This window comes from Paraburkholderia sp. SIMBA_054 (genome assembly GCF_046534875.1).
Taxonomy (GTDB): domain Bacteria; phylum Pseudomonadota; class Gammaproteobacteria; order Burkholderiales; family Burkholderiaceae; genus Paraburkholderia; species Paraburkholderia hospita.
On sequence record NZ_JAWRXV010000020.1, the window covers coordinates 127,201 to 150,641 of the forward strand.

Consider the following 23,441-nt stretch of genomic DNA (forward strand, 5'->3'; position numbering starts at 1 on the left):
GCGCTGCATTCAGAGGTGATTGGCACAGTCCCGCTCGCCCAACAGCGCGAGCACGGGTTCGAGCGAACGGTCCGGCATGCCTTGCGCTTCAAGGCGGGCAAATTCAAGCAACGCGCGTTCATGACGCGCCAGTGCCGTCAGTATCGCGGCGTCCTCTTCCGTGCTGTTGCGTTCCATCTCGTCGTAAAGCGTAACGAATCGCCCGATCTCCACGATAAACCACGCGATGAACGCGGGCCACGGCTGCCCGGCGTGTTGCCGGGCAAGCCGGATTCCCTTTTCACGTTGAGCCGTTTCATCGATCCCCGTGATGCCAAGACGGGCGATCAGAGGCGTCATGCGCATACGCGTCTGATATTCGAGCTGTGCCATGACGGCAAGCTTGCGCTGTCTGTCCGGGGCCACTGCGTCGCGGGCCATCGCGGCGAACCATGCTTCTCCATAGAGTTCGCCTTCGAAGGCCGCCTTGATTCTGGCTATATATTCGGTTCTGTTCACGCACGACCTCACAGGTAGACACCGGACGGGACATCCATTACGCCGGAAACACGGCGAAGTGATGCGACAGCCAGACCACGAGCACGGCTACGACGAGCGTCAGATAGGGCAGCATGCCGGCGCGCCGTTTCGTCGTGCCGTCGTCGGACTTCAGTTCCATGTCGTCCAGCATCGCGTCCGGGAAGCGGCCCTTGTCCTGCACATAGTGCCGGAAGATGAAGACGGGGATGATCAGCGCGATTGCCACCAGACCATTACGCAACGTGCCCGGCCCCCAGATATCCGCGCCTGCGCCAATGCACACCAGATCGATGAACCCGCACAGTGCGCCGAGCGCCAGCAGCCAGTTCGGGCATTTGAACGGACGTGCCCAGTTCGGACGATCGAGCCGGTGAATCCAGCCGGCCTGAAGGTTCAGAAAAACAAACCCGAAGTAGCAGACATTGGACATGGCCAGTATCGCGACATTGTCCGACATCATCAGCAGGATCAGGTTGAAACACAGGTCGGTCCACATCGCGCGCGTCGGTGCGCCGTGTTCGTTCACGTGCGACAGGTAGCGCGGCAGCCAGCCGTCGACCGATGCCTGATACAGCGTGCGGGAGGAGCCCATCATCGACGTCATCACCGACAGCAAGAGCGTGAACACGAGCATGACCACGATCAGGTAGAAGATCGTCGCGCCGCCGCCGATGATTCTCGCCATGGCCGCCGCGACGCCCGTGCCGTCATAGATGTCGGGTGCGAGCAGGCCCTTGAGTCCCATGGCGCCCTGGAACGACAGCGGCACGAGGATATACACCGCGAGGCACAGCAAACCGGAATAGAAGATCGCCTTGAACGTGTCCGTTTTAGGGTTCTTGAATTCACGCGTATAGCAGACGGCCGTTTCGAAACCATAAGTCGACCAGCCGGCCACAAAGAGCCCGCCGATCATCAGTGTTACGCCCGCCGTATTCCATGTTCCCGGCACGACGTTGCCCTTGGCGTCATGCGCAAGCGGCAGCAGCGGAAACCAGTTGCTCATATGCACGCTGCCCGTGATCAACGGCTCGAGGCCGAACACGGTCAACGGAACGAGGGCGGCAATGCCCATGTACTTTTGCAGTTTGGCGGCGCGTTCTGCGCCGTGATGCTGAACGAAGAATGTCAGCAGCAATAGTGCTGCACCAAGAATGAAAGTCGAGTTGATGCGAAGATTCAGGCCCTCCTTGATGAAGTCGAGCTTCAGCAGGGTAAATGACCACGTGTTGATCGCGGCGTCGGCGGGAAAGAGTGTCGAGAGAACATAGCTTGCGCCGAGACCCGTACCGAGTGCGAGCACGGGCGACCACGCAAACCAGTTGCACCATACGGAGACGGGCGCGAGAAACTTCGAATAGCGCACCCATGCAATCGCGCCATAGATTGACGCGCCACCCGATTTATGAGGAAAGAGCCCGGAAATTTCCGCATACGTGAAGCACTGAATGAACCCGATGGTGATGGACGCGATCCAGATGATCCACGCTGGCTGGCCGACGGTTGCGGCAATGGCGCCCAGCGTAAAAAGAACAAAGGCCGGCGAGCCGCTCGCTACCCAGAAGGCGTCCTTCCACGTCAGCGAACGCTTGAGGGTTGACCGCACGCCGTCGTCGGACAGTCCCTCCAGGCGGTGAATTTCTTCGGTTGCACTCAATTTACGTCTCCTTGAGCACAAACCGGACGGTTGTCACGGTAGTGCTCTTTAGTTTTGAAGATTCAGTTTGCGGCGGGCGGCTGGGTGACGGTTATTGTCAACCGGCTTACCCAACTGCCGTGCGCTTTTTCTTGTCGGGGTCGTCGAATGGCAGCGCTGCCGCGCTCGCGTGGGCTTCGAGACTGCCTTTTACCTCGAGCGCAACGCCTTCCCGGGCCTGGGCGACGTTCAGACGCGCAATGGCGAGTGAACGGCCAGTGAGCCGCGAGTACATGCCGCAGGTGATGACGCCGACCTGTTCGCCGTTGTGCCACAGGGTGTCGCCAGCAGCCGCAGGGCGCGAGGCGGCTAAATCGACGCCATAGATCCGGAAGCGCTCTTTTCCGGCGAGCCGGAAATGTTCTCGTGCGCCACAGAATTCGGTCTTGCCAGGCGAAACAGTAAAGTCGAGACCCAGTTCCCACAAGGTATCGCCAGCTTTTTCGTCTGCGAATGGGTACATCTCGGAGTTATCGTAGGGGAAGAAGAGCAGGTAACTCTCGACGCGCAGCCAGTCCAACGCAAGGAACGCACACGGAACGATGCCGAATCCCGCGCCCTTTTGCAGGATGGTGTCCCAGATCAGCCGGGCGTCGGCGGCCTTGCAGAAGATTTCGTAGCCGCGCTCGCCCGTGTAGCCTGTGCGCGAGATCATCACGGGCCGGCCAAAAAGACGTGTTTGCACGTGATGAAAGTACGGCAGATCGCGTATGCCGGGCACATGTTCCGCCAGAAATTCGACTGCACGTGGTCCTTGCAACGACAGGTCATGCAGGTCATCGTCGAACAGCACAGCGACCTGACGACCTTGCGCGGAACGTACCAGGCGTTCGTAGCCTGTGCCCGCGCCGTGCACGACCATGAACGCGTTGGGACCCGTGCGGTACACGATGCAGTCGTCGACGAACTTGCCCTCCTCGTTGAGGATGGCGGCGTAGGCGGACTTGCCTGGGTAGAGCTTGCCGATGTCGCGTGTCGTCGCCCAATCGAGCAGGGACTCGGCATGAGGCCCCACGTAGTGCACCTTCTTCAGGCCGGAGACATCCATCAGTCCCGCTCTGGTGCGGATGGCTTCGTGATGGTCGGCGAGATCCGTGGAGTAGGTCCACGCGGTGCCCATGCCGTTCCAGTCCTCCAGCTGAGAGCCCAACGCGCGATGACGGTCCGCGAGTGCTGAGATGCGCCATGAATTTGCCATATGACACTCCGTGAAATGGACGGTATGAATTGGAGGGGAGTGCGCATCGTGGGAATTCGCGAACAGGACGAATTGAAGCTACGCAGCATTGTCTCCGTAGGTAAGATCGTTTCCGATCTGGGACAAATGCTCAATCCTGTCGACGGGGTATAACCGGTGAGGTAGGGCTGTCGTGAAGGGAGTACATTTACCCCTCACGAAGCAATTGGATTCAGGCGGAGAGCGAGGTAGACGTGATGCAGGCGATCAGGCAACAGCGCGATTTCGAAACATTTCCCACCGAAATCTCGCGATGAAATACGCATCCATCACCGCGATGGCGTAGACAAAAAGCCCGCCGGCATGCCGTCCAGCAAAGGACCGTTCGGGCGCGGCGAGCTGCATCGTGACAAACCCTAACGACAGCATGAAGAACATCATGATCAGCGCGCGCGTCGGCATCCGGTTGATCACCTGGCCCGCGCCGGGCAATAGGACTGCCGCCACCAGCACGAGATAAGGGTGCAGCGGCCGTCTGCTGCGTGTGGCCTCACGCTTTCCCATGGACACCTCCCTTCATCACATCGGTACACACATGCATGGCCTGATCCATCAGCGACTTGACGAGCGCTGCGGGGAGCCGTGCCTCGCGAAACACGGCCCGGCGTAACACCAGATAATCGCCGCGCTCAGCAGCGTGCGCCTGATAGACCATCCTCACGCCTTGGCGCGTGACGAGCATCTCCTTCGCGCGCGGGTCGGTAAAGAACCGCTTCACGTGAGGATCGAGCACGGCAAGCGGAAGTTCCGTTGCAGGTCTGTCGGCTTTGATCGTCATTTGGCGAGGCCACGCATGCGGCGTCATGATCCGAACAGGCAAACCGTCGGCGGGTGAATAGAATTCCGTGTTCTGCGCGCGCACGAGCAGATCGACGGCACCCGTCATTGGCAGTTTGCGTTTCACCGTGACGAGCAGCCAGAGCGACGGCACCTTGCGAAAGGCGACGTCGTCGACGAGCGGCTCGATGTGCACTTCATGCCCGCCATAGCGCCCGGCAAGCGCAGGCCAGGCGACGGCGTCCTGCGTCAGCCGATGCTGCTCGAAGAGCGCGAGGCACGCATCGAACAGCTTGCCGCGCTCCGCTCGCAGTGCGTTGCGATCGCGCCAGTGCATCAGGCCAAGCGTGGCGAGAAATAGAACGGCCAGTGCGATGCCCATCAATTGCATGTCGAAGCGCTCCATGTTGGCGCGGGCCGCATCAATAATTCTTCGGACGTGGCCAGTCCATCGTGAACTGATCGCCGCGCTTCACGTACTTGTAGCGATGCAGCGCGAACCAGATCGAGGCCGTGATATAGAACGCCATGATCGACAGCAGCGAAGCGCCATAGCCCAGATAAGTCGCGAAGTAAGTGGCGGTGCACAGCACCGCCAGCACGATGGCTGGAATGGGATGAAACGGATGGATGTAGCCGCGATTGATGCTGCCAAGCGGCCACTGCCGGCGGAACTTGACGATATTGATCGACATGAACGTGTAACCGAGCAGGCCGGAGAGAATCGAGAACGTGATCACCTGGTCGAGCAGGCCCGTGAACGCGAACGAAATGGCGATTGGCACGAGAAAGATGATCGCGCGATAAGGCGTGCGATAGCGCGGGTGCACGGCGCCAAACCACATCGGCATATAGCGGTCGCGCGACATCGAGAACCACGCTCGCGACGCGTCGTTGATGCAGCCGTTAGCGGAGGCGACGGCCGAGAACAGGGTGCCCACGAACAGCAGCGTCTGCAAGGACTTGCTGCCCGACAGACGCGCGGCGTCGTAGAGCGGAGTCACCGCCTGGCCCAGGTACTCCCACGGCATGAGTCCTGTGGCGACATACCAGGTCATGGCTGCCGCGATGAGCAGCGTAATCATGCCGCACATGGTCCCAAGCGGAATCGATCGGCCCGCCGAGCGAACCTCCTCCGCCGCCTGACAGGTGCCTTCGATACCCAGGTAATACCACATGCCGAACTGCAAGGCGGCGACGACGCCGAGCCATCCATAGGGCAACTGCGTGAGCAGTTCGTGATGAATCAGCGTTTGCCCCGGATGCCAGGGCGCGACACCCAGGAACAGCACAACGATCGCGATGAATGCGACGGCCGTGATCACGAAGTTGACCGTGAGCGTCACAAACACGCCGCGATAGTTGAGGAGGGCGAGGAACGCGATCGTCACGAGCGTGAACGGCCGCGAGTCGAAGTTGGCGTAGCCTGAGTCGGCGGCCACGGCCTTGATCAGATCGCCTACCACGAGCGCATCCGCGGCCTCGAGCATCGTGTACGCCATCACGAGATAGAGCCCCACGTTGAACGCCATGAGCGGCCCGATGATGTGCTTTGCCTGCGTGTATTGTCCGCCCGCCGCAGCGACGGTGGACGTCACTTCCGAGTCGATCATGGCCACGCACGTATAGAGCAGGCCGATGATCCAGCACGCGATCAGTGATCCATATGCGCCGCCTTTGGCGACGGAGAAGTTCCATCCCATGAACTCGCCGACTAGCACGATACCGACGCCGAGCGCCCATACGTGAATCGGTCCCAACACTTTCAGCAACGCGATGCGCTCGCCTGTCTGTCCTGCTGTTGCGTCACTCATGAGCCGCTCCTCCGCGGGTTGATGCCAAAGGTTTTCTTATTCCTTGCCTTCCGTGGAACTCATCAGGAAGTCGTCGTTGTAGTCGCGCCCGACCTTGAATGCGTCGATGAGGATCCACGCGAAGATCAGGATCGACAGGCACCACGCGGCATTGCTCGACCATTGCCAGAAGTTCATCGCGTCACTCCCCGAATTTTTCGGCGATCACCTGCCGATATTGCCTGTCCGACACGCGCAACACGAAGCCGAAATAACCGACGATCACGAGTGCCGTCACGATCAGCGAGACGGGTTCGATCTGATAGTCAAAGCGGGTGGTAATGATGGGCTTGGCCTGCTCTGCGTCGTAGCCGAGCTTGCGCCATTGCGCTTCCATCGCCGGGTTTTGTCCGAGTTCCCGCCACGACACCTGCGTTTTCGCGGTTTGCGCTTCGGGTGGCTTGTCGGGTGCCTTGAGCAACAGCGGCGCAAGCAGGCTGCAGTACACGAGCAAGAGGAGAAAGACGCTATCTACAAGCTGCCCGAAGCCTTTCTGAACGGGCGGGACGTAATCGGTTGTCATAGTGAGTTGCTCCTCGCGGGTCGGAGTCGGGTTTGCATGTTCAAGGGCAATGCGGGTACCGCTCAGTTGCCAGCGTGGCAACTGAGGGCGCGTCGAAACACGGTGAAAATAAGGCCCGAACGCTTACTTGACGGCTGGACTGAGCGACTCGTCGTCGCGTCTTGCGAGTTCTGCCTTGCTGGCGCGGTTTTCGTCCAGGTGGCGTATGTCGAGGCCGTAGATGTGATCCTTGTCTTCCTCGTAATGGCGGATCATGGCAAGGATCGAGGCGGAGTTGAAAACGAGCACGGCGCCCACGCCGATGGTGAGCGCGACGCGTACGGATGTATCCGTTGTCTGGGCGGTCATCGCGAAGTAGACGTAGCCCAAAGTGACCCAGAGCGCCAGAAGAGCGATTTGCGCCATGCGCCGGTCGCGCAGGAACATTTGATCAATACGCTTGCGGATTGCGTGTTCCATCTCGGCAACTCCTTGTCGTGCCGGCGACGCCGGCGGTGGTCAATGATCTGGCTGTTTCTCCGTGATTCCCGTGCGTCAACAAAGTTTCCTGACAATATTTGTGCTTTGATGCACGGTTGTCAATATGGTTTGAGGGGGTAGATGGCTGGAAGCCCCGAGCTGCGGTGCCCGATACGGGTAGTCGAGGACAGCGGAAATTCGATCGAGGCTTGAGGTCGCCGGGCAGCATCGAAGTCGTACAACTGCCGACGGGGCAGGCAGGCGTGGTCAAGACGTTCGCTGAGGCGGTGATTCAGTGCGATGCCGTCCTTTCGATGTCACCCACTCGACGCAGGCGGCGCTCGCACATGCCGGGATTTGCTTTCTGATTCGTCGCGAGTTCAGATGAACCGCACCATCAGATCGGTGTCGTGAAACACGCCATCAATGCACTGCGCGTCCGGCTCCGTTCCGTACACGCGAAACCCAAGTGATTCGTACAGCGCGCGAGCCGACCCGTTCGTGCTCGTGACCCGCAAACCGAGCTGCCGCAATCCGTCGATCTGCGCGGCGCGCGCGAGCAGTTCCGTCAGCAGCGCGCGCCCGGCGCCGCGTCCCGCCGCTTCAGCTGCGACGTACATGCCGATCACATGGCCCTTGTGGCGCTCCTTGTACCGTGTCTCGCGCAGCAGCCCGACCGTACCGACGAGCGCGCCATCTATCGATGAAAACGCGCCCAGCAGGAAGTTGCCGGACGCGGCATGCGTGCCGTCCAGCATCGCATCGTGTTGCGAAGGGCCGCGCTCGACGGCATCTTCATAGCTTTGCCCAAACGCGGCGGGGTGCGTTTTCAGGCCGCGCAGCCGCAGCGCAAAAAACGCGTCGCGGTCGGCGGGCTCCAGCTGGCGGATCGAAATGTTTTCGTGCATGCGCGTCCCTCAGTCGCCCACAGCGTCCGACGACGCGCGCGTATCCGCGAACCTGCGCAGCGCGTCGGCCGTCTGCGGATCGGCGGGGAAGAAGGTTTCGATCGCGAGTTCCGACAGCGTGACGTCGACGGGCGTGCCGAACACGGTCGTCGTGCTGAAGAACGACAGCACGCCGATTTCGGTGCGCAGGCGCAGCGGCACGGCAATCTGTTCGAGCGGCGAGGCGGGGCTCTCGTCGGCGGGTTCGGCGTCGGGCGGCGTCGGGTAGGCGGCCAGCTCGTCGTAGAGCGCGGCGAGCGTCGGGTCGGCGCTGACGTCGACCTGGCGCTGCAGACGCGACAGCAGATGCGCGCGCCAGGCATGCCAGTTGGCGATCTGCGACGCGATGCCGTCCGGATGCATCGACAGACGCAGCGCGTTGACGGGCGCTTCGAGCAGCGCGGGCTTCGCGGCCGTCAGCAGCGGCGCGAGCGCGTTGTTCGCGGCGACGATCGTCCAGTGCCGGTCGATGGCGACGGCGGGATACGGCTCGTGGCCCTTGAGCACGAGATCGATCGCTGCGCGCGCCGCGTCCAGTTGCGGGTCGCTCAGTTGCCGCTCGCGGTAGAGCGGCGCATAGCCCGCCGCGACAAGCAGCGCATTGCGCGCCCGCAGCGGTACGTCCAGCCGTTCGGCCAGATGCATGACCATTTCGCGGCTCGGCAGCGCACGGCCCGATTCGACAAAGCTCAGGTGGCGCGTCGAAATCTCGGCTTCGGAGGCGAGCAGCAACTGGCTCATCCGGCGCCGCTGGCGCCAGTCGCGCAGCATGTCGCCGACCGTGCGGCTCATCGAAGGGGCGCCCGAGGGCGCGGACAAGGTGGCAGTGAGCGTGTTCATGGCGTCGATGATAGCCAAACCCGGGAGCAATTCCATTACCTCCGAGGTAATGCGTCGCCGCGCGCACAGTCGCCGGCGCAGCCAAACGCGCTCATACTGAAGTCCCTAGCGACCGTTCCGGAGGCGAACATGTGGGACAAGATCGAGCACAACGGCCAGGAAGTCTGGGTGCTTCCCGTCACGGCCTATGGGCCGCCCGTGCCGGAGACCTTGTGGCACTACGTCGGTTATGTGTGCCATCACGGCGCCGACGCGCATCTTGCAGGACAAAGCCGCCGCTTCCAGGAACTCGTCGCGACGTTCCACAGCGAAGAGGAAGCGCGCGAAGCCGGGTATGACGCAGGCCGGCGGCTCGCCGATCAGATCAGCACCGCGAACGCATAGCACGCGTTCGCTGAATCCACTCCGCATGATTTTCTCTCCGGCACCTGCCCGCTGTGAAGCGGCGGGTGCTGCCGGATCATTACCTCCCGCGTAATCGACTCACGTACGTTCATCGACGAATCTTCAGTCCGAGGCCGCCGCAAACACGCAGCACGCGGCGGACTTCTCGACCCTCCATCGACTGAAGGAATCCATGATGAACGCGCATACCGCACTGATCGACCGTTACTTCGACGCCTGGAACGAAACCGATACCGGCCGCCGCCGCGAGCTGATTTCGGCGACCTGGGCGAACGATGCCGCTTACCTCGATCCGCTTCTGTCCGGCAACGGGCACGACGGCATCGACGCGATGATCCACGCCGTCCATGAGCGCTTTCCGCACCACACGTTTCGCCGCACGACGGAGGTCGACGGCTTCGCGGATCGCCTGCGCTTCTCGTGGGAATTGCTGACGCCCTCGGGCGCTTCGATCGTGAAGGGCTCCGACTTCGGCGTCGTCGAGTCGGGCGGCCGGCTGCAGTCCGTCACCGGCTTTCTCGACGAAGCGCCCGGCGCAGCCTGACGCATAGCCAGCAATAACCAGCCATCCCACATACCAAGACAGGAGAGCGATCATGCATGAGCCCGCCGTCACCTTGAACGCCGACGCGTATGCACGCGTGCAGGACACAATCGATGCGGCATCGGGTGCCATCGCCGGATTCGCGCTGCTCGCGGGCGCCCGCGCGTTCACGTTCATCGCGCTCGTCGCGTGGCGTGAGCCGGTGCTCGGCGGCGCGGGGCTCATGCTGCTCGCGCTGGTCGGCTGGCTCAGATTGTGTTTGTGTCCGAATATGTCATCTCAGAACCGTTGACGCCGTTGTTCGTCCTGACTAAAGTGCTGCGCAAGCGTAATGCAGATGTCAGATTTGAATTTCAACAAGACCTCGGGGAACGCAAGACCATGCAAACGACGAACAACATCGGAACGATGGGCACGGGCAGCACGAATAGCGCGGTTGGCAGCAGTTCCGGCACGCAAGCGGGCAACAAGCCGAGCTTCAAGGAACTGCTCGATCAGTTGACCGATTACACGAAAGGCACCACGGGCGAGCGAATCGAGAAGATGATTCTCGCGAAGCTCGGCATCACGGAAGAAGACCTGAAGAAGATGTCGCCCGAAGAGCGCGAAAAGGTCATGCAGAAAGTCCGCGACATGATGAAGAAAGAACTCGAAGCGCAGAAGCAGCTCGAGGAAATGCAGAAGGACCACAAGATCCGCGTGTCAGTTTGATGACGCGAAACCGGTCGACGTGACAGCAGCGGAAAGACCGTAAAGCACAGGCAAGGCGAGGGGCTCGCGTACAATCGACCCCTCCGTCCTCGTGCGCGACGCGGCGTTGCGCCGAACCGCTGCATCATGAATCACGATATCGCCCAAAGCCTCGCTGACGCGCAGCAGAAGTTCACCGCCGGCCAATACGACGAAGCGGCAGCGCTGCTGCACGGCATTCTGTCGATCGATCCAGACCACAGCGAAACACTCGAAGCGCTCGGCTACGTCGCGGCGAAGCAGGGTGATTTCGCGCGCGCAGCCGACTATGCGATGCGCGCCGCGCAGCCCGCATCGACGAACCCGCAGCAGCTTCATTTCGCCGCTCATATCTGTCAGCTCGCGGGGCGTCATGCCGACGCCATCGCGCTTTACGAGCGCGTGCTTGCCGCGTATCCCGATCACGCGGAATCGCTGCATGGCGCGGCGATGTCGCTCGTCGCGACGGGCGAGCACGAACGCGCGCTGCAACGTCTCGCGCGCCTGACGCAGCGCTATCCGCAATCGGCCGAAGTGCACTACAACCGCGGCACGCTGCTTGGGCAGATGGAGCGCTATGACGAAGAACTCGCCGCGTATCGCCAGGCGATTGCGCTGAAGCCCAATTTCGTGCGCGCGTATGTGAACCTGGGCGTCGCGTTGCGCGATCTGCATCGTTTCGATGAAGCGTTGCAGCAGTTCAAGAAGGCCGTATCGATCGATGCGAATGATGCCGGCGCGCGCACCAACCGCGCGCAGACCAATCTGCTGCTAGGCGAGTTCGAACATGGCTGGCGCGAATACGAATGGCGCTGGCTCGACGGCACGATGAGTCACGGTTTGCCCGACGCGACGCTGTGGACGGGCAAGCAGCCGCTCAATGGCAAGACGGTGCTCGTGCATGGCGAGCAGGGTTTCGGCGACACGGTGCAGTTCATCCGTTTCATTGGTCGTCTGAGTGCGATGGGCGCACGTGTCGTCGTGCGGGTTCAGGATGCGTTATTGCCGCTGTTGCGCGGCTATCCCGGCGCGGCCGATGTGATCGGCGAAACCGCGCCGCTGCCCGCATTCGACTACCACATTCCGATGCTCAGTCTCGCATTCGCGCTGAAGCTGCGCGAAACCGATCTGAGCGCTGCAAGCCCCTATATTCATGCGGATTCGCAACTGGCCGCGCAATGGGCCGACGTATTCTCGCGAGACGATGCAACGCCGCGTGTGGGCATCGTATGGTCGGGCAGCCGCACGCATCTGAACGACCGCAACCGGTCGATTCCGCTCGCGCAGTCCCTGCCGCTGTTCGATGCGAACGCGCAGTTCGTTTCGCTGGTGAAGGACGTGCGCGAAAGCGATCGCGCGTGTCTCGATGAATGCGTTGCGCGCGGCGCGTTGCGCGATGTGTCCGACCGGCTGACGACTTTCGCCGAGACGGCGGCGCTTGTCGCGCAACTCGATCTCGTGATCACCGTCGATACGGCCGTTGCACATGTTGCCGGCGCGCTCGGCAAGCCCGTATGGATCGCGTTGCCGTTCACACCCGACTGGCGCTGGCAACTGAAGCGCGACGACAGTCCTTGGTATCCGCAAATGCGCCTGTTCCGTCAGTCGAAGCGCAATGACTGGAGCGACGTCATGGAGAATTTGCGAACCGCACTGGATTTGCAGGCATAGCGCAACGCAGCCTTGTTTTGCGCAGACAAAAAGGAGCACTGACAGGTGCTCCTTTTTCACATCGATAAAACGCTTAGCCGAGTTTCACTTCGATTCGCCGCGGCTGCGCCTGCTCGCGGCGCGGAATGACGAGCTTCAGCACGCCATCCTTCAGGTTGGCTTCGATCTTCGACGTGTCGAAGTCGTCGCTGATCGAAAAGCGCCGCGTGAAGAAGGGCGCGCGCACTTCGGTATGCGAGAGCCGCACATTCGATGAAGCCGGGACCACGGATTCACCTTCGATCGTCAGGCTGCCGTCGTGCACGCGAATGTCGAGCTTGTCCTTCGATACGCCAGGCAGATCGGCCCATAGCGTCACCGCCTTACTGTCCTCGACGATATCGACGGGCGGCGTCAAGGTCACGCGACGTTCCTGCTGGCGCGCGCCGTTGCGGCTCACCGCGCTCTCGTCGCGCTGGGTCACTTGAGTGTTGTCGCTCATGATGTTTTCCTCGCCCTTATTGAACCGTGATTGCGCGCGGCTTCGACGCTTCGCGCTTGCCGACCGTGATCACCAGACAGCCGTCCACATAACGCGCCTGCACATTGTCGGGATCGGCCTGTTGCGGCAGTTCGACGACACGGCGGAACGCGCCGTTGAAGCGCTCCTGCGCATAGGCGCGAGCGCCTTCTTCCTGCGCGGGGCGTGCCGCTGCGCGCTCGCCTGCGATGGTCAGCAGGCCCTTGTCGATCGACAGCTCCAGCTTTGACGGATCGATGCCGGGCGCGAAGGCGACGATCTCGATTGCTTCGTCGGTCGTGCCGATGTTGAGGCTCGGGAATGTGCCGGCACGGCTCGAACGCAGGCTCGAAGGGAAGCCGTTGAACACGCTCGACATGTGCCGCTGCAAGCGGTCGAGTTCGCTGAACACATCGGTTCCGAAATACAAGTCACTCATGGTCGCTCTCTCCTCTGAGCGGCGAGGCGCGCCGGCCTGAGTGTGCCGGTTTGCCTGTCATGCCGCGACGAACGAATGGATACATGCAGCGCCGTCATGTCGATGCAGCGGCTGCCCTAATGACTCGATAGATAGGAAGTCTGTGCAAACTTTCAAGTGCGATTTCTGAAAAAATCGAGTCCTTGAAATGGGCTGGAGGCGACCTCAATTAAGTGCGTTCACGGGGCGCGGCCCGTGTTTCCGATGCCTGAAAACACCATCTCGAGTTCATCGACATGTGTGACCCTCACTCTCCCGCAGCAAAGCAAGGACTTGATATCGATTCGGCCGGCAAGTGTGGCGGAGCTGTTTTCCCGGCAACGGATGGTGCGTATTCTTCCTGTAGAACTGAAGTCCCGTTCACATAAACCTTTGGCGTGGTTACGCGTAAGGATGCGCATCTCTCGCCGGCGGCACGCCACTTTGTGCAGGTGCTTCGCCAGCGTCGGCCCGACGCTGAGGCTTAATCGACAAGGGTTCTGGTCAGATACCAGGCGAAAAATAATGCGCCCATGCTGTACTGCAGCGAACGTCAATGCGACGTCGTCTGCCCGCCAAACCTCGCTCTGTCGACGCTACTGGTTATCACCGATATAACCTATCGCGTTCACGTGATTGGAAGGTTTCATTACCCGTACACAGGTCGCATCAGTACACTCGAATTGTCAGTGTGATGGCGCGTCTTGCAACCCTCGAATCGGCAGCGCTGCGAATCACGAATGCCGGGCGGAAGCGATTCGAGGTCGGTGATGCGCTCACAATGCGACCGCGTGTCAGTGCGCTATGCCATTACCCAATGGGGCAGTGAATTCGGCAATACATCTCCTCACACTGGCACAAACGACTGGACCCCTTCGAAATCCGGCTGATGTTAAAGGCCTGATTGCTTAGCGTGCCTGAAAGCACAAGTGACACAGCCGCTGGTAGCAGAAGCTCGACCGGCGCGGTTATTCATTGATAGACCTGCCTCAGGAGTGACATTGAAGATAGCTCAACATCTCGACCCGGCCACCATCAGCACGTTGGCGCTGGAAGAAATCGACGGACAGATTCTCGTGATTCGGTTGAACCGTCCCGAAGTGTCGAATGCAATCAGTACGCCAATGGGCCATGAGCTGATCAAGGTCTTTGGGGCACTGGAAGTCGACCCGACGCAATACCGTTGCGCGATTCTCACGGGAACGGGCGAGCGAGCTTTCTGCGGCGGCGCCGACCTGAAGCAGCGCGAAGGTATGACGGATGAGCAGTTCAGCACGCAGCACTATCTGTTTGAAAGAATGGTTCGCGCAATCACTCACTGCCCGATTCCTCTTATCTGTGCTGTCAATGGGTCAGCCGTGGCAGGCGGGCTCGAACTGTTGCTGGCGTGCGATTTCGCGTACGCCTCGAAGAATGCAGTGTTCGGATTTACCGAAGTGAAGCGCGGAATCATGCCGGGCGGCGGTGGCACCCAGCAACTTCCGCGCACGATTGGTACGCGTCGCTCGAAAGAACTGATTTTCCGCGGTTCGAAGTTTTCGGCGGAAGAAGCACTTGCCTGGGGCGTCGTGAACCAGTTGTACGAGCCGGGCCAGGTACTGGCGCGCGCGATTGAAGCTGCCCGGGATATCTGCACGAGCGCGCCGCTCTCGGTTTCGCAAGCAAAGAAGGCAATTGACCTCGGCATGCAGAGCGACCTGAATACGGGTCTTTACATCGAAATCGAAGCATACAACCGACTTATTCCGACGCAAGACCGTCTGGAAGGTATCAGTGCATATAACGAAAAACGACAGCCCGTCTTCAAGGGTCGCTAGTCGCACAACAAGGGAAAGCCGTCAGTCGATGCTGGCGGCCTGCTAACCGGCCTCGACGGCTGGAGGAGACATGCATGAATTTGCCCATCGACGCTGCAGCTAACCCGCAAGCCGAGCAGACGTACCGCAAAATCACCAGGCGCCTGATTCCTTTTCTGTTCCTTTGCTATGTGTTCGCTTTCCTGGACCGCGTGAACGTAGGCATCGCACAGCTTGATATGAAGCACGACGTTGGCTTCAGCGACTTGACTTACAGCATCGGGGCAGGGATTTTCTTCCTTGGCTATGTCCTTATGGAGGTGCCGAGCAACCTCCTGCTGACAAAAATCGGCGTCAAGCGCACGTTTTCGCGAATCATGGTCCTGTGGGGCATCCTGGCAGCAGCGACCGCATTCGTGACGCTTCCGATGCATTTCTACACTGTGCGTTTCCTGCTCGGCCTTGCCGAGGCCGGTCTCTATCCGGGCATCATTTTCTACCTGACGCGCTGGTATCCCGTGGAGCGTCGCGCAAAGGCCATCGCAATCTTCACCTGTGCAACAGGTATCGCAGGTTTGCTTGGTGGACCGATGTCGGGTTGGCTGATGACCCACATGGAAGGCGTTCGAGCACTGCACGGCTGGCAGTGGATGTTCGTCGTTCAAGGACTGCCGGCAAGCTTTCTGGGCGTCGTAGCCTTCTTCTTCCTGGATGACGGTCCCGAGAAAGCGAAATGGTTGAGCGTCGAGGAAAAGGCACAGGTGCTCGCTGACATCAACAAGAGCTCTGGCGTGAGTGACAAGCATGCGGAACACACTTTCGGGCGCGCACTCCTTGACCCACGCGTGTACGTGATGGGGTTCGTCTGGTTTGCACAGATTGCGGGTGTGTTCGCAATCGGCTTCTGGTTGCCCACGCTTATCAAGAGTACGGGGCTGAGCAGTCCGCTGGAAATCGGTCTCTACTCGGCGATTCCGTACTTTGTGAGCTGGCTTGCGCTCATTGGGATGAACTGGAACTCCGACCGGACAATGGAGCGTCGCTGGCACTGCGGCATCACCATGATTATCGGAGCGATTGGATTGTTCGCGGCAGGCCTGATTCACGGCAGCCTTGCGTGGTCCATCGTTGCTTTATCCGTCGCGACGGCCGGGATTCTTGCTCCCAATCCGCTTATCTGGGCGATTTCGACGGATTACATCCGCGGTAGTGGCGCTGCAGGTGGCGTGGCGTTGGTGAACTGCATCGGTCTGCTTGGTGGTTTCGTTAGCCCGATGATCATCGGGTCCATCAAGACAGCGACTAACAGCATGGTTGGAGGCCTTGGCGCCATCTCTTTGCTCATGGTCCTTGGTGCGCTTGCCGCGATTGTGCTCGCGCCCAAAACGACGGGAGCCAGGTCGGTTGCCGAGCTTGCGGCTGACAAGCTGGATGACTCGGTGGCGGCGAACGCAATGCTTTGACAGATGCCCGGACGGGTCATCTGGTTACGACGGAGATTCTGGAATGACGACGCGTGAAAAGGTGCAAGTGCGCGAGGTAGGTCTGCGCGATGGTCTGCAAATGGTCCAGACGATTCTGTCGACCGAGCAGAAGCTTGAGTGGTGCCGACGGATGGTGGATGCAGGGTCGGTTGAGATTGAGGTGACATCGTTTGTGCCTCCCAAAATCGTCCCGCAGTTTGCCGATGCAGCCGAAGTCGCACGTGGCGCGCTGGAGATACCCAACCTTCACGCCGCTGCACTCGTGCCTAATCTCAAGGGCGCACAGCGAGCGATAGAAGTTGGCTTGCGAAAAGTGCACTACGTGCTGTCAGCCAGTAACGAGCACAACCTTAAAAACGTTCGTCGAACCACCGCGGAGTCTGTTGAAGATTTTCGACGGATTGTTGTCGAGCGTGATGCAGGCGGGAGCACGTCACGCAGCGTCACGCTCGGCGCCGGCGTAGCGACAGCATTCGGGTGCACCATCTCCGGCCGGGTCGAGGAAAGTACGGTACTTGGTCTCGTCGAGACACTTCTGGAAGCTGGCGCCGACGAAATCACGATTGCCGACACAGTTGGCTATGCAAATCCCGGGCAGGTCAGGGCACTGATGCGTAAAGTTCTCGCCATCACTAAAGACGTACCGGTCGCCTGCCATTTCCACGACACGCGTGGCCTTGGTCTTGCAAATGTCGTCGCCGCGCTCGACGCAGGGGTGCGCAGCTTTGACTCGTCACTTGGCGGCCTTGGTGGATGTCCGTTCGCACCAAATGCAACTGGGAACATCAACACTGAAGATACGGTATTCCTGCTGGAGTCCGAAGGTCTCGATACGGGCATTGATATCAATGCGCTGCTTGCAATACGAGAGACGATTGCAGGCTGGTTACCGGGCGAACCGTTCACGGGTGCGATTGCGCATGCAGGCTTGCCGAAGACATTCGATTTACGCGAGGTCGCGGTGGCCTAGTGCATTGCGTCCGGGAAACACTATTTTTGAATTGAAAGAAGGAGCGCGCAGTGCACGTCCAGAAGATTGGCGATATCGAGATTCGCAAAGTGAGTGAGATTGATAGTCTGGAATTTGAGCCGAATTGGCTCTTTCCTACCGTTGACCTCGACTTTGTGAAGGAACAGCGGAGTTGGCTCGGCCCGCATCTCATTGAGCCGACAGAACTCAAGCTGTATCTCAGCTTCCACAGTTACGTCGTCAAGACCCGTCACCACACGATTCTCGTGGACACGTGCAATGGCAATCACAAGCAGCGACCGTCGATGCCCTCGTGGAGCAATCTGCAGACACCGTACATCGAGAATCTGGCCGCAATCGGCATCCGACCGGAAGATATCGATTACGTCATGTGCACGCACCTGCATACTGACCACGTCGGCTGGAACACCCGTCTCGAAGATGGCCGTTGGGTTCCGACCTTCCCGCGTGCGAAATATATCTTTTCGCGCGTCGAGTACGACCATCTGCTGAAGCTGCATCAATCGAACCCTGAGATGCCGGTCAACCGGGGCTCGTTTGTTGACAGCGTCCTGCCCATCGTGGAACACGGTCAGGCGACGTTCGTGGAAATGGACCACTCTTTCGAACACGAGCTCGGCAAGGACGTATGGCTGTCCCCGGCAGTGGGCCACACGGCGGGCCACGTTCTGGTACACATTGGGCACGAGCATGGCGAGCATGCTGTCATGACTGGTGACGTTATCCACCACCCAATCCAGTTTGTCGCCCCTTCGCTTGCCAACGCTGCAGATTTCGACGCAAAGCTGGCTCATGAGGCCCGCTTTGGCGTGATGAGCCGGTACGCAGACACGTCAACAAAGCTTCTTACGGCCCACTTCCCGTCGCCAACGGCGGGTCGGATAGTGAGTCACGGCGACGCGTTCCGCTTCGCTTTCGACAAGGCATAGCGGTCGCGGTGCAGGCGCACACGTGTCTCAAAGGTCACATTTCCGCGATGCGGCTCTGGCAAAGTTCGATGAACTTCTGAACAGGCTGCGTCAGTGTTGCGCCTCGTCGTGTCGCGATGCCGTAGGGAGCGCCTCTTCGCTCGATATAGAAGGGGAGTATCTTGACCAGGCCACCTGTTGCGAAATACTCGGCAACCTTGCGGGGTATCAGGCCGACCGTGCCGCTTCCCGTCTGAAGCAGCGCGAGCGTGGCGAAGGTTGAAGACGTCTCCATCGCGTAGCGTGGAAAGCTCAGGCCCTCATCGTCAAGCAATTGCTCGAAAAGCGAGCGCATCGGAAGCGTTGCCTGCGGAACAATCCAGGGGTTGCCGATGATGTCTGCCAGTTGCACCTCGGTTTTGTCACCAAGCGGGTCGGCGCCGTCAACGACGAGGCAGATTTCTTCGACCTCCAGTGGAATGAAATCGTAGGCTTCTGGGTGGACGCTGACACTCGGTCGCCCGATAACGAGATCCAGCAAGCGCTGGTCGAGCATTGCGAGCAAGCGCGCACTGTTGTCTTCCCAGACCTCGATCGAGGTATCAGGTTGGGCCTCACGCAACGCTTTCACGGTGGGCGCCAGCCATACTGGCAGCGAGCCCATTACGGCGCCAATCGCCAGGGTGCCCCCGCCACCTCGCAGGATTGCGGCCAGTTCATCGCGCATCGTTCCAACGTCCGCCCGAAGGGTTCTGGCGTGACGGATGACGCACCTGCCAAGGTCGTTGGGAACAATCCCGCGAGGCGATCGGGAAAACAGTTCGACACCGAAGATGGCTTCGAGCTCTTGCAGCGATTTGGTTATCGCCGGCTGCGACAGCGAGATCTGGTGGGCTGCCTTGCGCAGCGACCCGTGGTCGTCGAGCGCGATGAGCAGCGCAATATGGGCCCCGCGAAGGCGCCGCAGAATCGCATCGTTACTGGTTATCACGGATATAACCCCAGACGTTCACCTGATTCAAACCTTTCATTATCTGCATGGGAAGGGGCGTCAGTACACTGGACTTGTCGATGGACGCATGCGCGATTCGGGCGGTAATGCCCGCCAAAGCAGGACGCCTGACGATACGGCGCGAGGCGTTTGGCGGTAGGTGATAACTCGCACGAATCACTGCCGCGCAGTGTAACCGCGATTTCTGCCTCGATGCATGTGGACTGCATCTACGTCCGCGCTGTGATGGGCAACGCGTATCAGCGTCCGACCGGCATTTCCAGAAGGCTCATACCTGTCAACGGAGACAAACAAGCGTGAAACGGATAGGGATTGACGTCGGCGGCACCTTCACCGACGTTGTGATGGTGGACGACTCGACGGGTGCGGTGTGGTCGACCAAGGTGCCTACAACGCCTCAAGACCGGGTCGTAGGAACGGTCGAAGGTTTCCGAAGGATTCTTGAAATCTCGGGCTCGAAAAGTGCCGATATTTCCTTTCTTGGCCACGGTACGACGATGGCCACGAACATGGTCGTAGAGGGCACGGGCGCCAAAACTGCTCTGGTCACCACCCGCGGCTTCCGCGACATCCTCGAACTACGGCGCGCGTCCCGCCATGACCGTGCTGACCTCTATGACCTGCTGTTCGACAACCCTCGGGCGCTGGTGGAGCGCCGTTGGCGGCTCGAGGTGACGGAGCGTCTACGTTTTGACGGAAGGGTTGAGACGCCGCTCGCGCACGAAGAGCTGAGCGGGATTGCTGCACGCATCCGTGAGTCCGACGTGGAAGCAGTCGCGGTGTGTTTCCTGCACGCGCATGTCAACCCGGAGCACGAGAAGGCTGCCGTCGCGGCGCTGCGTGAAATGCTGCCCGACCGGTTCGTGAGTGCCTCCCACGAGGTCAATCCTGAAGCCATGGAGTATGAGCGGACCAGCTCGACGGTCATCAACGCGATGCTCGGGCCGGTCTGTGGCCGCTACATCGGTCGTCTGGTCGATGCACTTGCACAACTGGGCTTTGCCGGCAAGTTTCTCTTCATGCAGTCAAACGGTGGCCTCGCAAGCCCTGCACGCGTTGCGGACCGTCCGATCGTGCTTCTGGAATCGGGCCCCGCAGGTGGTGTCAGCGCTGCGATCCGCAATTGCGAGCGTAGCGATTTGCGCAATGCCATTCTCGGCGATATGGGCGGCACCACGTTTGACGTTTCGCTAATCCGGGATTTCCGACCCGAAATCCGGAACAAGAGCCTGTTGCATAGCTACACCGTGCGTTCGCCCAGCATCGACATCGACTCCGTGGGCGCGGGTGGCGGCTCCATTGTCTGGATTGACGCGGGCGGCGGCGTTCGAATCGGCCCTGAAAGCGCCGCGGCTGACCCGGGACCGGCATGCTACGGCCGTGGTGGCAAGCGACCAACGGTCACTGACTGCAACCTCGTGCTCGGCTACATCGACCCGGACAATTTCCTTGGCGGCGAATTCCAGCTGGACGCGAAGGCGGCATGGCGAGTCGTCGAAGAGGTTATCGCAAAGCCCTTGGGAATGAGTGTGCCCGAGGCGGCGCAGGCTGTGCGCTCTGTCGCGAACGCGTTGATGGCACAGGCGATTCGCATCATGACGGTAGAGCGGGGTTACGACCCGCGTGAATTTTCGTACATTTGCTACGGCGGCGCAGGTCCCGTCCACGCAGTCGACCTTGCCCACGAAATGGGGATTCGCCGCGTTGTGATTCCGCCATTGCCTGGGCTCTTCAGCGCGTTCGGCATGATGGTCGCCGACCAGCAGTATGACTATCAACGTCCGGTTGAATGTGACCTTGCCAGGCTCGGCGATGAAAGGTTGCATTCGGAGTTTGACGAACTGCTCGCGCTCGGTCGAAGCGAAGCGGAGCGTCACGGCGTGGAGGCAAATCAGACCCGCGCTGTGCGGCTGGCGGATTGCCGTTATGCCGGTCAGCCAGATGTCATCACGGTCGAGGTATCCGACGACGCATCATGCGCTGCGCTGGCGAGCGAGTTTGAAGCGGCACATCAGCGGCTCTGGAACTTTGTCAGCAAGGACAAGCCGATTGTGGTCGCGAATTTGCGTTTGCAGCTCATCGCGACGAGCGGTTGGCGAGGCGGCGTGGCGCACTCGGACGACGAAGCGGCCGTTGCTCCCGTTCGAACCCGTGACGTCTACATCGATGGCAATGTCCGAGCCTTGCCGGTCTTTGCTCGAAGCCGGCTCCCGGTGGGTGCCCGGATTGAAGGACCTGCTGTTATCGAAGAGCACAGTAGCTGCGCGGTCTTGAAGGCATCGCACACAGCGCGCGTCGACGACGACCTGAACCTCGTGATTGAACTGGCGGCATGAACATGGACATCGTTACATACGAAATCATCCGTAGCAGTCTGTTTGCGGTTGCGCGGGAAATGAAGATTGCCATGATGCGGACAGCGGGAAGCCCGCTGATGCACGCGAGTGGCGACTCATCTGCCGCTATCTTCGACGCTGACATGCAACTCGTTGCTCAAGGCAACGACATCCCTACGATGTTGGGCTCGGCAGTCATTTCCACCCGTGTCTCGGTCGAGGCCATTGGTCGCGAAAACCTGCTGCCCGGCGACGTCATTGTCAGCAACGACGCTTACGTCGGCGGCGGCAATCACCAGCCGGACGTCCAGTTCACGCGCCCGGTCTTCGTTGACGGTGAAATCGTTGCCTTCGTGATGACACGTGGGCACTGGACAGACATCGGTGGGCAGTCACCTGGCAGCTATGCAATTGCCACGTGGGACGTGTTCGCCGAGGGCATCCGGATTCCACCCGTCCTTCTCTATCGGAACGACGAGCCAGTGCGCGACGTACTGGAAATCCTGACGCGCAATAGCCGAAACTCGCATGAGCTGCGCCTGGACATTCAGGCGCAATATGCGGGCACCTTCGTGGGTGACCGCCGCATCGTGGACCTGGTTGCAAAGTATGGCGCCAACGCGTTGCGTGACGTGATGAGCCAGAGTCTCGACCACTCGGAGAAGCTCATCCGCGCAGAGATTGCGAAGATTCCGGACGGTGTCTACGAGGCGGAGGAATATCTCGATCCCATCGAGGCGCCGGGCTGGAAACACGAGCGCCCGCTGCTGAAGGTCAAGGTCATCGTGAAGGATGACCACATCACGTTCGACTTCACAGGCACAGGCGCTCAGGTGCGAGGCGGAATCAACTGTCCGTTCTCCGTCACCTGCAACAGCACCTGGTTCACAGTCAAGGCGTTGACGGACCTTAGCATCCCGATCAACCAGGGTTGCTATCGGCCGGTAACCATCATTGCCCCGCAGGGCAGCGTTCTCAATTGCGAATATCCGGCGTCGGTCGTATCTGGCAACACCGAAACATCGCCACGGGTCATTGACCTTCTCCTGAAGGCCCTCGCGCCCGCAGTTCCCAATCGCATTCTCGGACAAAGCAACTGCGCGGCGTGCGCGGGCATCTTTAGCGGACGCGATACGAATCAGGCTCGTGTTGCGGAGACTGGCGAAAAATTCGTCACGATGCACGACGTGCATGCTGGCGGGATGGGCGCGCGGGCAGCCAGGGATGGGGTAAGCGGCATCCGGGTCTATGTCGGCAATGCCGGCAGCCAGTCGATTGAAATGATTGAACGAACTTCGCCGTTGCTGGTTGAAGAGTGGTCGCTCGTACCCGATACGGGTGGCGCTGGCCGGCAACGTGGGGGCCTGACTTCCCGCCGTGTGTACCGCGTCGAATATGACGAAGCCACGTTCACGGTCTCGGGAGAGCGTGGGCACACGGCGCCGGAAGGCCATTTCGGCGGACTCGCCGGCAGCCCGTTCGTTTGCAAGGTGCAGCGAGCTGACGGGCACGACATGGTTGTACCCGCGAAAGGTGGCCAGACAGTCGTGTATCGGAATGACCGCGTCGTTGTGCAGCCGGCGGGTAGCGGTGGATTTGGTGAGCCGCTGGAGCGCGAGCGCGCATTGGTCCTGGCGGACGTCGCCGACGGCTACATCAGTCGGGACGCAGCCGTTCGCCTCTATCAGCTTGACCGCGAACTGATTCAGTCGGAGCAGATTGAAGTCGCCGCGGAGGCAACGTAAGCCGGTGACTGGA

Annotated in this window: 25 protein-coding genes; 11 read left to right on the top strand and 14 right to left on the bottom strand. The window is 60.4% G+C overall.

The features are described 5' to 3' along the window. Window positions 1–9 precede the first annotated feature (9 nt). The 11 genes from SB822_RS24385 to SB822_RS24435 form a co-directional block, all read right to left on the bottom strand. The gene (locus tag SB822_RS24385) at window positions 10–498 is read right to left on the bottom strand and encodes a hypothetical protein (RefSeq protein WP_114222420.1); all 489 of its coding nucleotides are present in this window, start codon (window positions 496–498) and stop codon (window positions 10–12) included. Between the two features lie 37 nt (window positions 499–535). Beyond that, window positions 536–2,176 (bottom strand): APC family permease, encoded by a 1,641-nt coding sequence (locus SB822_RS24390; RefSeq protein ID WP_410855792.1) that lies wholly within the window; start codon window positions 2,174–2,176, stop codon window positions 536–538. A 106-nt stretch (window positions 2,177–2,282) separates the two neighbouring features. Then, on the bottom strand, window positions 2,283–3,413 hold the full coding sequence (locus tag SB822_RS24395; RefSeq protein WP_410855793.1) for an aminomethyltransferase family protein: 1,131 nt from the start codon (window positions 3,411–3,413) through the stop codon (window positions 2,283–2,285). A gap of 246 nt (window positions 3,414–3,659) precedes the next feature. Further along, on the bottom strand, window positions 3,660–3,905 hold the full coding sequence (locus SB822_RS24400) for a hypothetical protein (RefSeq protein ID WP_242683973.1): 246 nt from the start codon (window positions 3,903–3,905) through the stop codon (window positions 3,660–3,662). Between the two features lie 37 nt (window positions 3,906–3,942). Further along, window positions 3,943–4,620, bottom strand: coding sequence for a hypothetical protein (locus SB822_RS24405; protein ID WP_410855794.1), 678 nt, complete (start codon window positions 4,618–4,620; stop codon window positions 3,943–3,945). A 31-nt stretch (window positions 4,621–4,651) separates the two neighbouring features. Then, window positions 4,652–6,043, bottom strand: a complete 1,392-nt coding sequence (locus SB822_RS24410) for an APC family permease (protein WP_007585690.1) — start codon at window positions 6,041–6,043, stop codon at window positions 4,652–4,654. Between the two features lie 36 nt (window positions 6,044–6,079). Next, entirely contained in the window at window positions 6,080–6,220 is a 141-nt protein-coding gene (locus SB822_RS24415) for a hypothetical protein (protein WP_007748593.1), read from the bottom strand. Between the two features lie 4 nt (window positions 6,221–6,224). After that, the gene (locus SB822_RS24420; protein ID WP_007585688.1) at window positions 6,225–6,605 is read right to left on the bottom strand and encodes a hypothetical protein; all 381 of its coding nucleotides are present in this window, start codon (window positions 6,603–6,605) and stop codon (window positions 6,225–6,227) included. 123 nt (window positions 6,606–6,728) lie between these two features. Beyond that, window positions 6,729–7,064: a hypothetical protein gene (locus tag SB822_RS24425; protein ID WP_007585686.1), complete on the bottom strand. Its 336-nt coding sequence runs from the start codon at window positions 7,062–7,064 to the stop codon at window positions 6,729–6,731. 380 nt (window positions 7,065–7,444) lie between these two features. Further along, entirely contained in the window at window positions 7,445–7,972 is a 528-nt protein-coding gene (locus SB822_RS24430) for a GNAT family N-acetyltransferase (protein ID WP_086914396.1), read from the bottom strand. 9 nt (window positions 7,973–7,981) lie between these two features. Then, window positions 7,982–8,887, bottom strand: coding sequence for a helix-turn-helix domain-containing protein (locus SB822_RS24435; RefSeq protein ID WP_410855795.1), 906 nt, complete (start codon window positions 8,885–8,887; stop codon window positions 7,982–7,984). A 93-nt stretch (window positions 8,888–8,980) separates the two neighbouring features. On the opposite strand from SB822_RS24435, the gene SB822_RS24440 reads away from it, so the two are divergent. The 5 genes from SB822_RS24440 (at window position 8,981) to SB822_RS24460 (ending at window position 12,200) form a co-directional block, all read left to right on the top strand. Further along, window positions 8,981–9,235, top strand: coding sequence for a hypothetical protein (locus tag SB822_RS24440; protein ID WP_007585681.1), 255 nt, complete (start codon window positions 8,981–8,983; stop codon window positions 9,233–9,235). Between the two features lie 196 nt (window positions 9,236–9,431). Then, complete coding sequence (locus SB822_RS24445) at window positions 9,432–9,800, top strand: nuclear transport factor 2 family protein (protein WP_007585679.1); 369 nt, start codon at window positions 9,432–9,434, stop codon at window positions 9,798–9,800. 52 nt (window positions 9,801–9,852) lie between these two features. Then, window positions 9,853–10,092, top strand: a complete 240-nt coding sequence (locus tag SB822_RS24450) for a hypothetical protein (RefSeq protein ID WP_114222427.1) — start codon at window positions 9,853–9,855, stop codon at window positions 10,090–10,092. A gap of 89 nt (window positions 10,093–10,181) precedes the next feature. Next, entirely contained in the window at window positions 10,182–10,511 is a 330-nt protein-coding gene (locus tag SB822_RS24455; RefSeq protein WP_236674161.1) for a hypothetical protein, read from the top strand. A 126-nt stretch (window positions 10,512–10,637) separates the two neighbouring features. Continuing rightward, window positions 10,638–12,200 carry a tetratricopeptide repeat protein gene (locus tag SB822_RS24460; protein WP_410855796.1) on the top strand — a complete coding sequence of 521 codons (1,563 nt, stop codon included), beginning with the start codon at window positions 10,638–10,640 and terminating at the stop codon, window positions 12,198–12,200. 73 nt (window positions 12,201–12,273) lie between these two features. Here SB822_RS24460 and SB822_RS24465 read toward each other — a convergent pair whose 3' ends face one another. Next, window positions 12,274–12,681: an Hsp20/alpha crystallin family protein gene (locus SB822_RS24465; RefSeq protein WP_410855797.1), complete on the bottom strand. Its 408-nt coding sequence runs from the start codon at window positions 12,679–12,681 to the stop codon at window positions 12,274–12,276. 16 nt (window positions 12,682–12,697) lie between these two features. Next, the gene (locus SB822_RS24470) at window positions 12,698–13,138 is read right to left on the bottom strand and encodes an Hsp20/alpha crystallin family protein (protein WP_007585671.1); all 441 of its coding nucleotides are present in this window, start codon (window positions 13,136–13,138) and stop codon (window positions 12,698–12,700) included. A 1,019-nt stretch (window positions 13,139–14,157) separates the two neighbouring features. Between SB822_RS24470 and SB822_RS24475 the strand changes: the two genes are divergently transcribed. The 4 genes from SB822_RS24475 (at window position 14,158) to SB822_RS24490 (ending at window position 18,356) form a co-directional block, all read left to right on the top strand. Further along, entirely contained in the window at window positions 14,158–14,973 is an 816-nt protein-coding gene (locus SB822_RS24475; protein ID WP_007585669.1) for an enoyl-CoA hydratase/isomerase family protein, read from the top strand. A 74-nt stretch (window positions 14,974–15,047) separates the two neighbouring features. Next, window positions 15,048–16,415, top strand: coding sequence for an MFS transporter (locus tag SB822_RS24480; RefSeq protein ID WP_086914392.1), 1,368 nt, complete (start codon window positions 15,048–15,050; stop codon window positions 16,413–16,415). A gap of 43 nt (window positions 16,416–16,458) precedes the next feature. After that, window positions 16,459–17,406, top strand: coding sequence for a hydroxymethylglutaryl-CoA lyase (locus SB822_RS24485; RefSeq protein WP_410855798.1), 948 nt, complete (start codon window positions 16,459–16,461; stop codon window positions 17,404–17,406). Window positions 17,407–17,456: 50 nt separating this feature from the next. Then, complete coding sequence (locus SB822_RS24490; RefSeq protein WP_410855799.1) at window positions 17,457–18,356, top strand: MBL fold metallo-hydrolase; 900 nt, start codon at window positions 17,457–17,459, stop codon at window positions 18,354–18,356. 34 nt (window positions 18,357–18,390) lie between these two features. On the opposite strand, the gene SB822_RS24495 is transcribed toward SB822_RS24490, so the two are convergent. Further along, the gene (locus tag SB822_RS24495; protein WP_079487174.1) at window positions 18,391–19,326 is read right to left on the bottom strand and encodes a LysR family transcriptional regulator; all 936 of its coding nucleotides are present in this window, start codon (window positions 19,324–19,326) and stop codon (window positions 18,391–18,393) included. Window positions 19,327–19,643: 317 nt separating this feature from the next. Between SB822_RS24495 and SB822_RS24500 the strand changes: the two genes are divergently transcribed. Together SB822_RS24500 and SB822_RS24505 are read left to right on the top strand one after the other, a co-directional pair. Continuing rightward, the gene (locus SB822_RS24500; protein ID WP_410855800.1) at window positions 19,644–21,683 is read left to right on the top strand and encodes a hydantoinase/oxoprolinase family protein; all 2,040 of its coding nucleotides are present in this window, start codon (window positions 19,644–19,646) and stop codon (window positions 21,681–21,683) included. Continuing rightward, window positions 21,680–23,428 carry a hydantoinase B/oxoprolinase family protein gene (locus SB822_RS24505; protein ID WP_410855801.1) on the top strand — a complete coding sequence of 583 codons (1,749 nt, stop codon included), beginning with the start codon at window positions 21,680–21,682 and terminating at the stop codon, window positions 23,426–23,428. Before SB822_RS24500 ends, SB822_RS24505 begins: the two co-directional genes overlap by 4 nt. The last annotated feature ends 13 nt before the right edge of the window (window positions 23,429–23,441 follow it).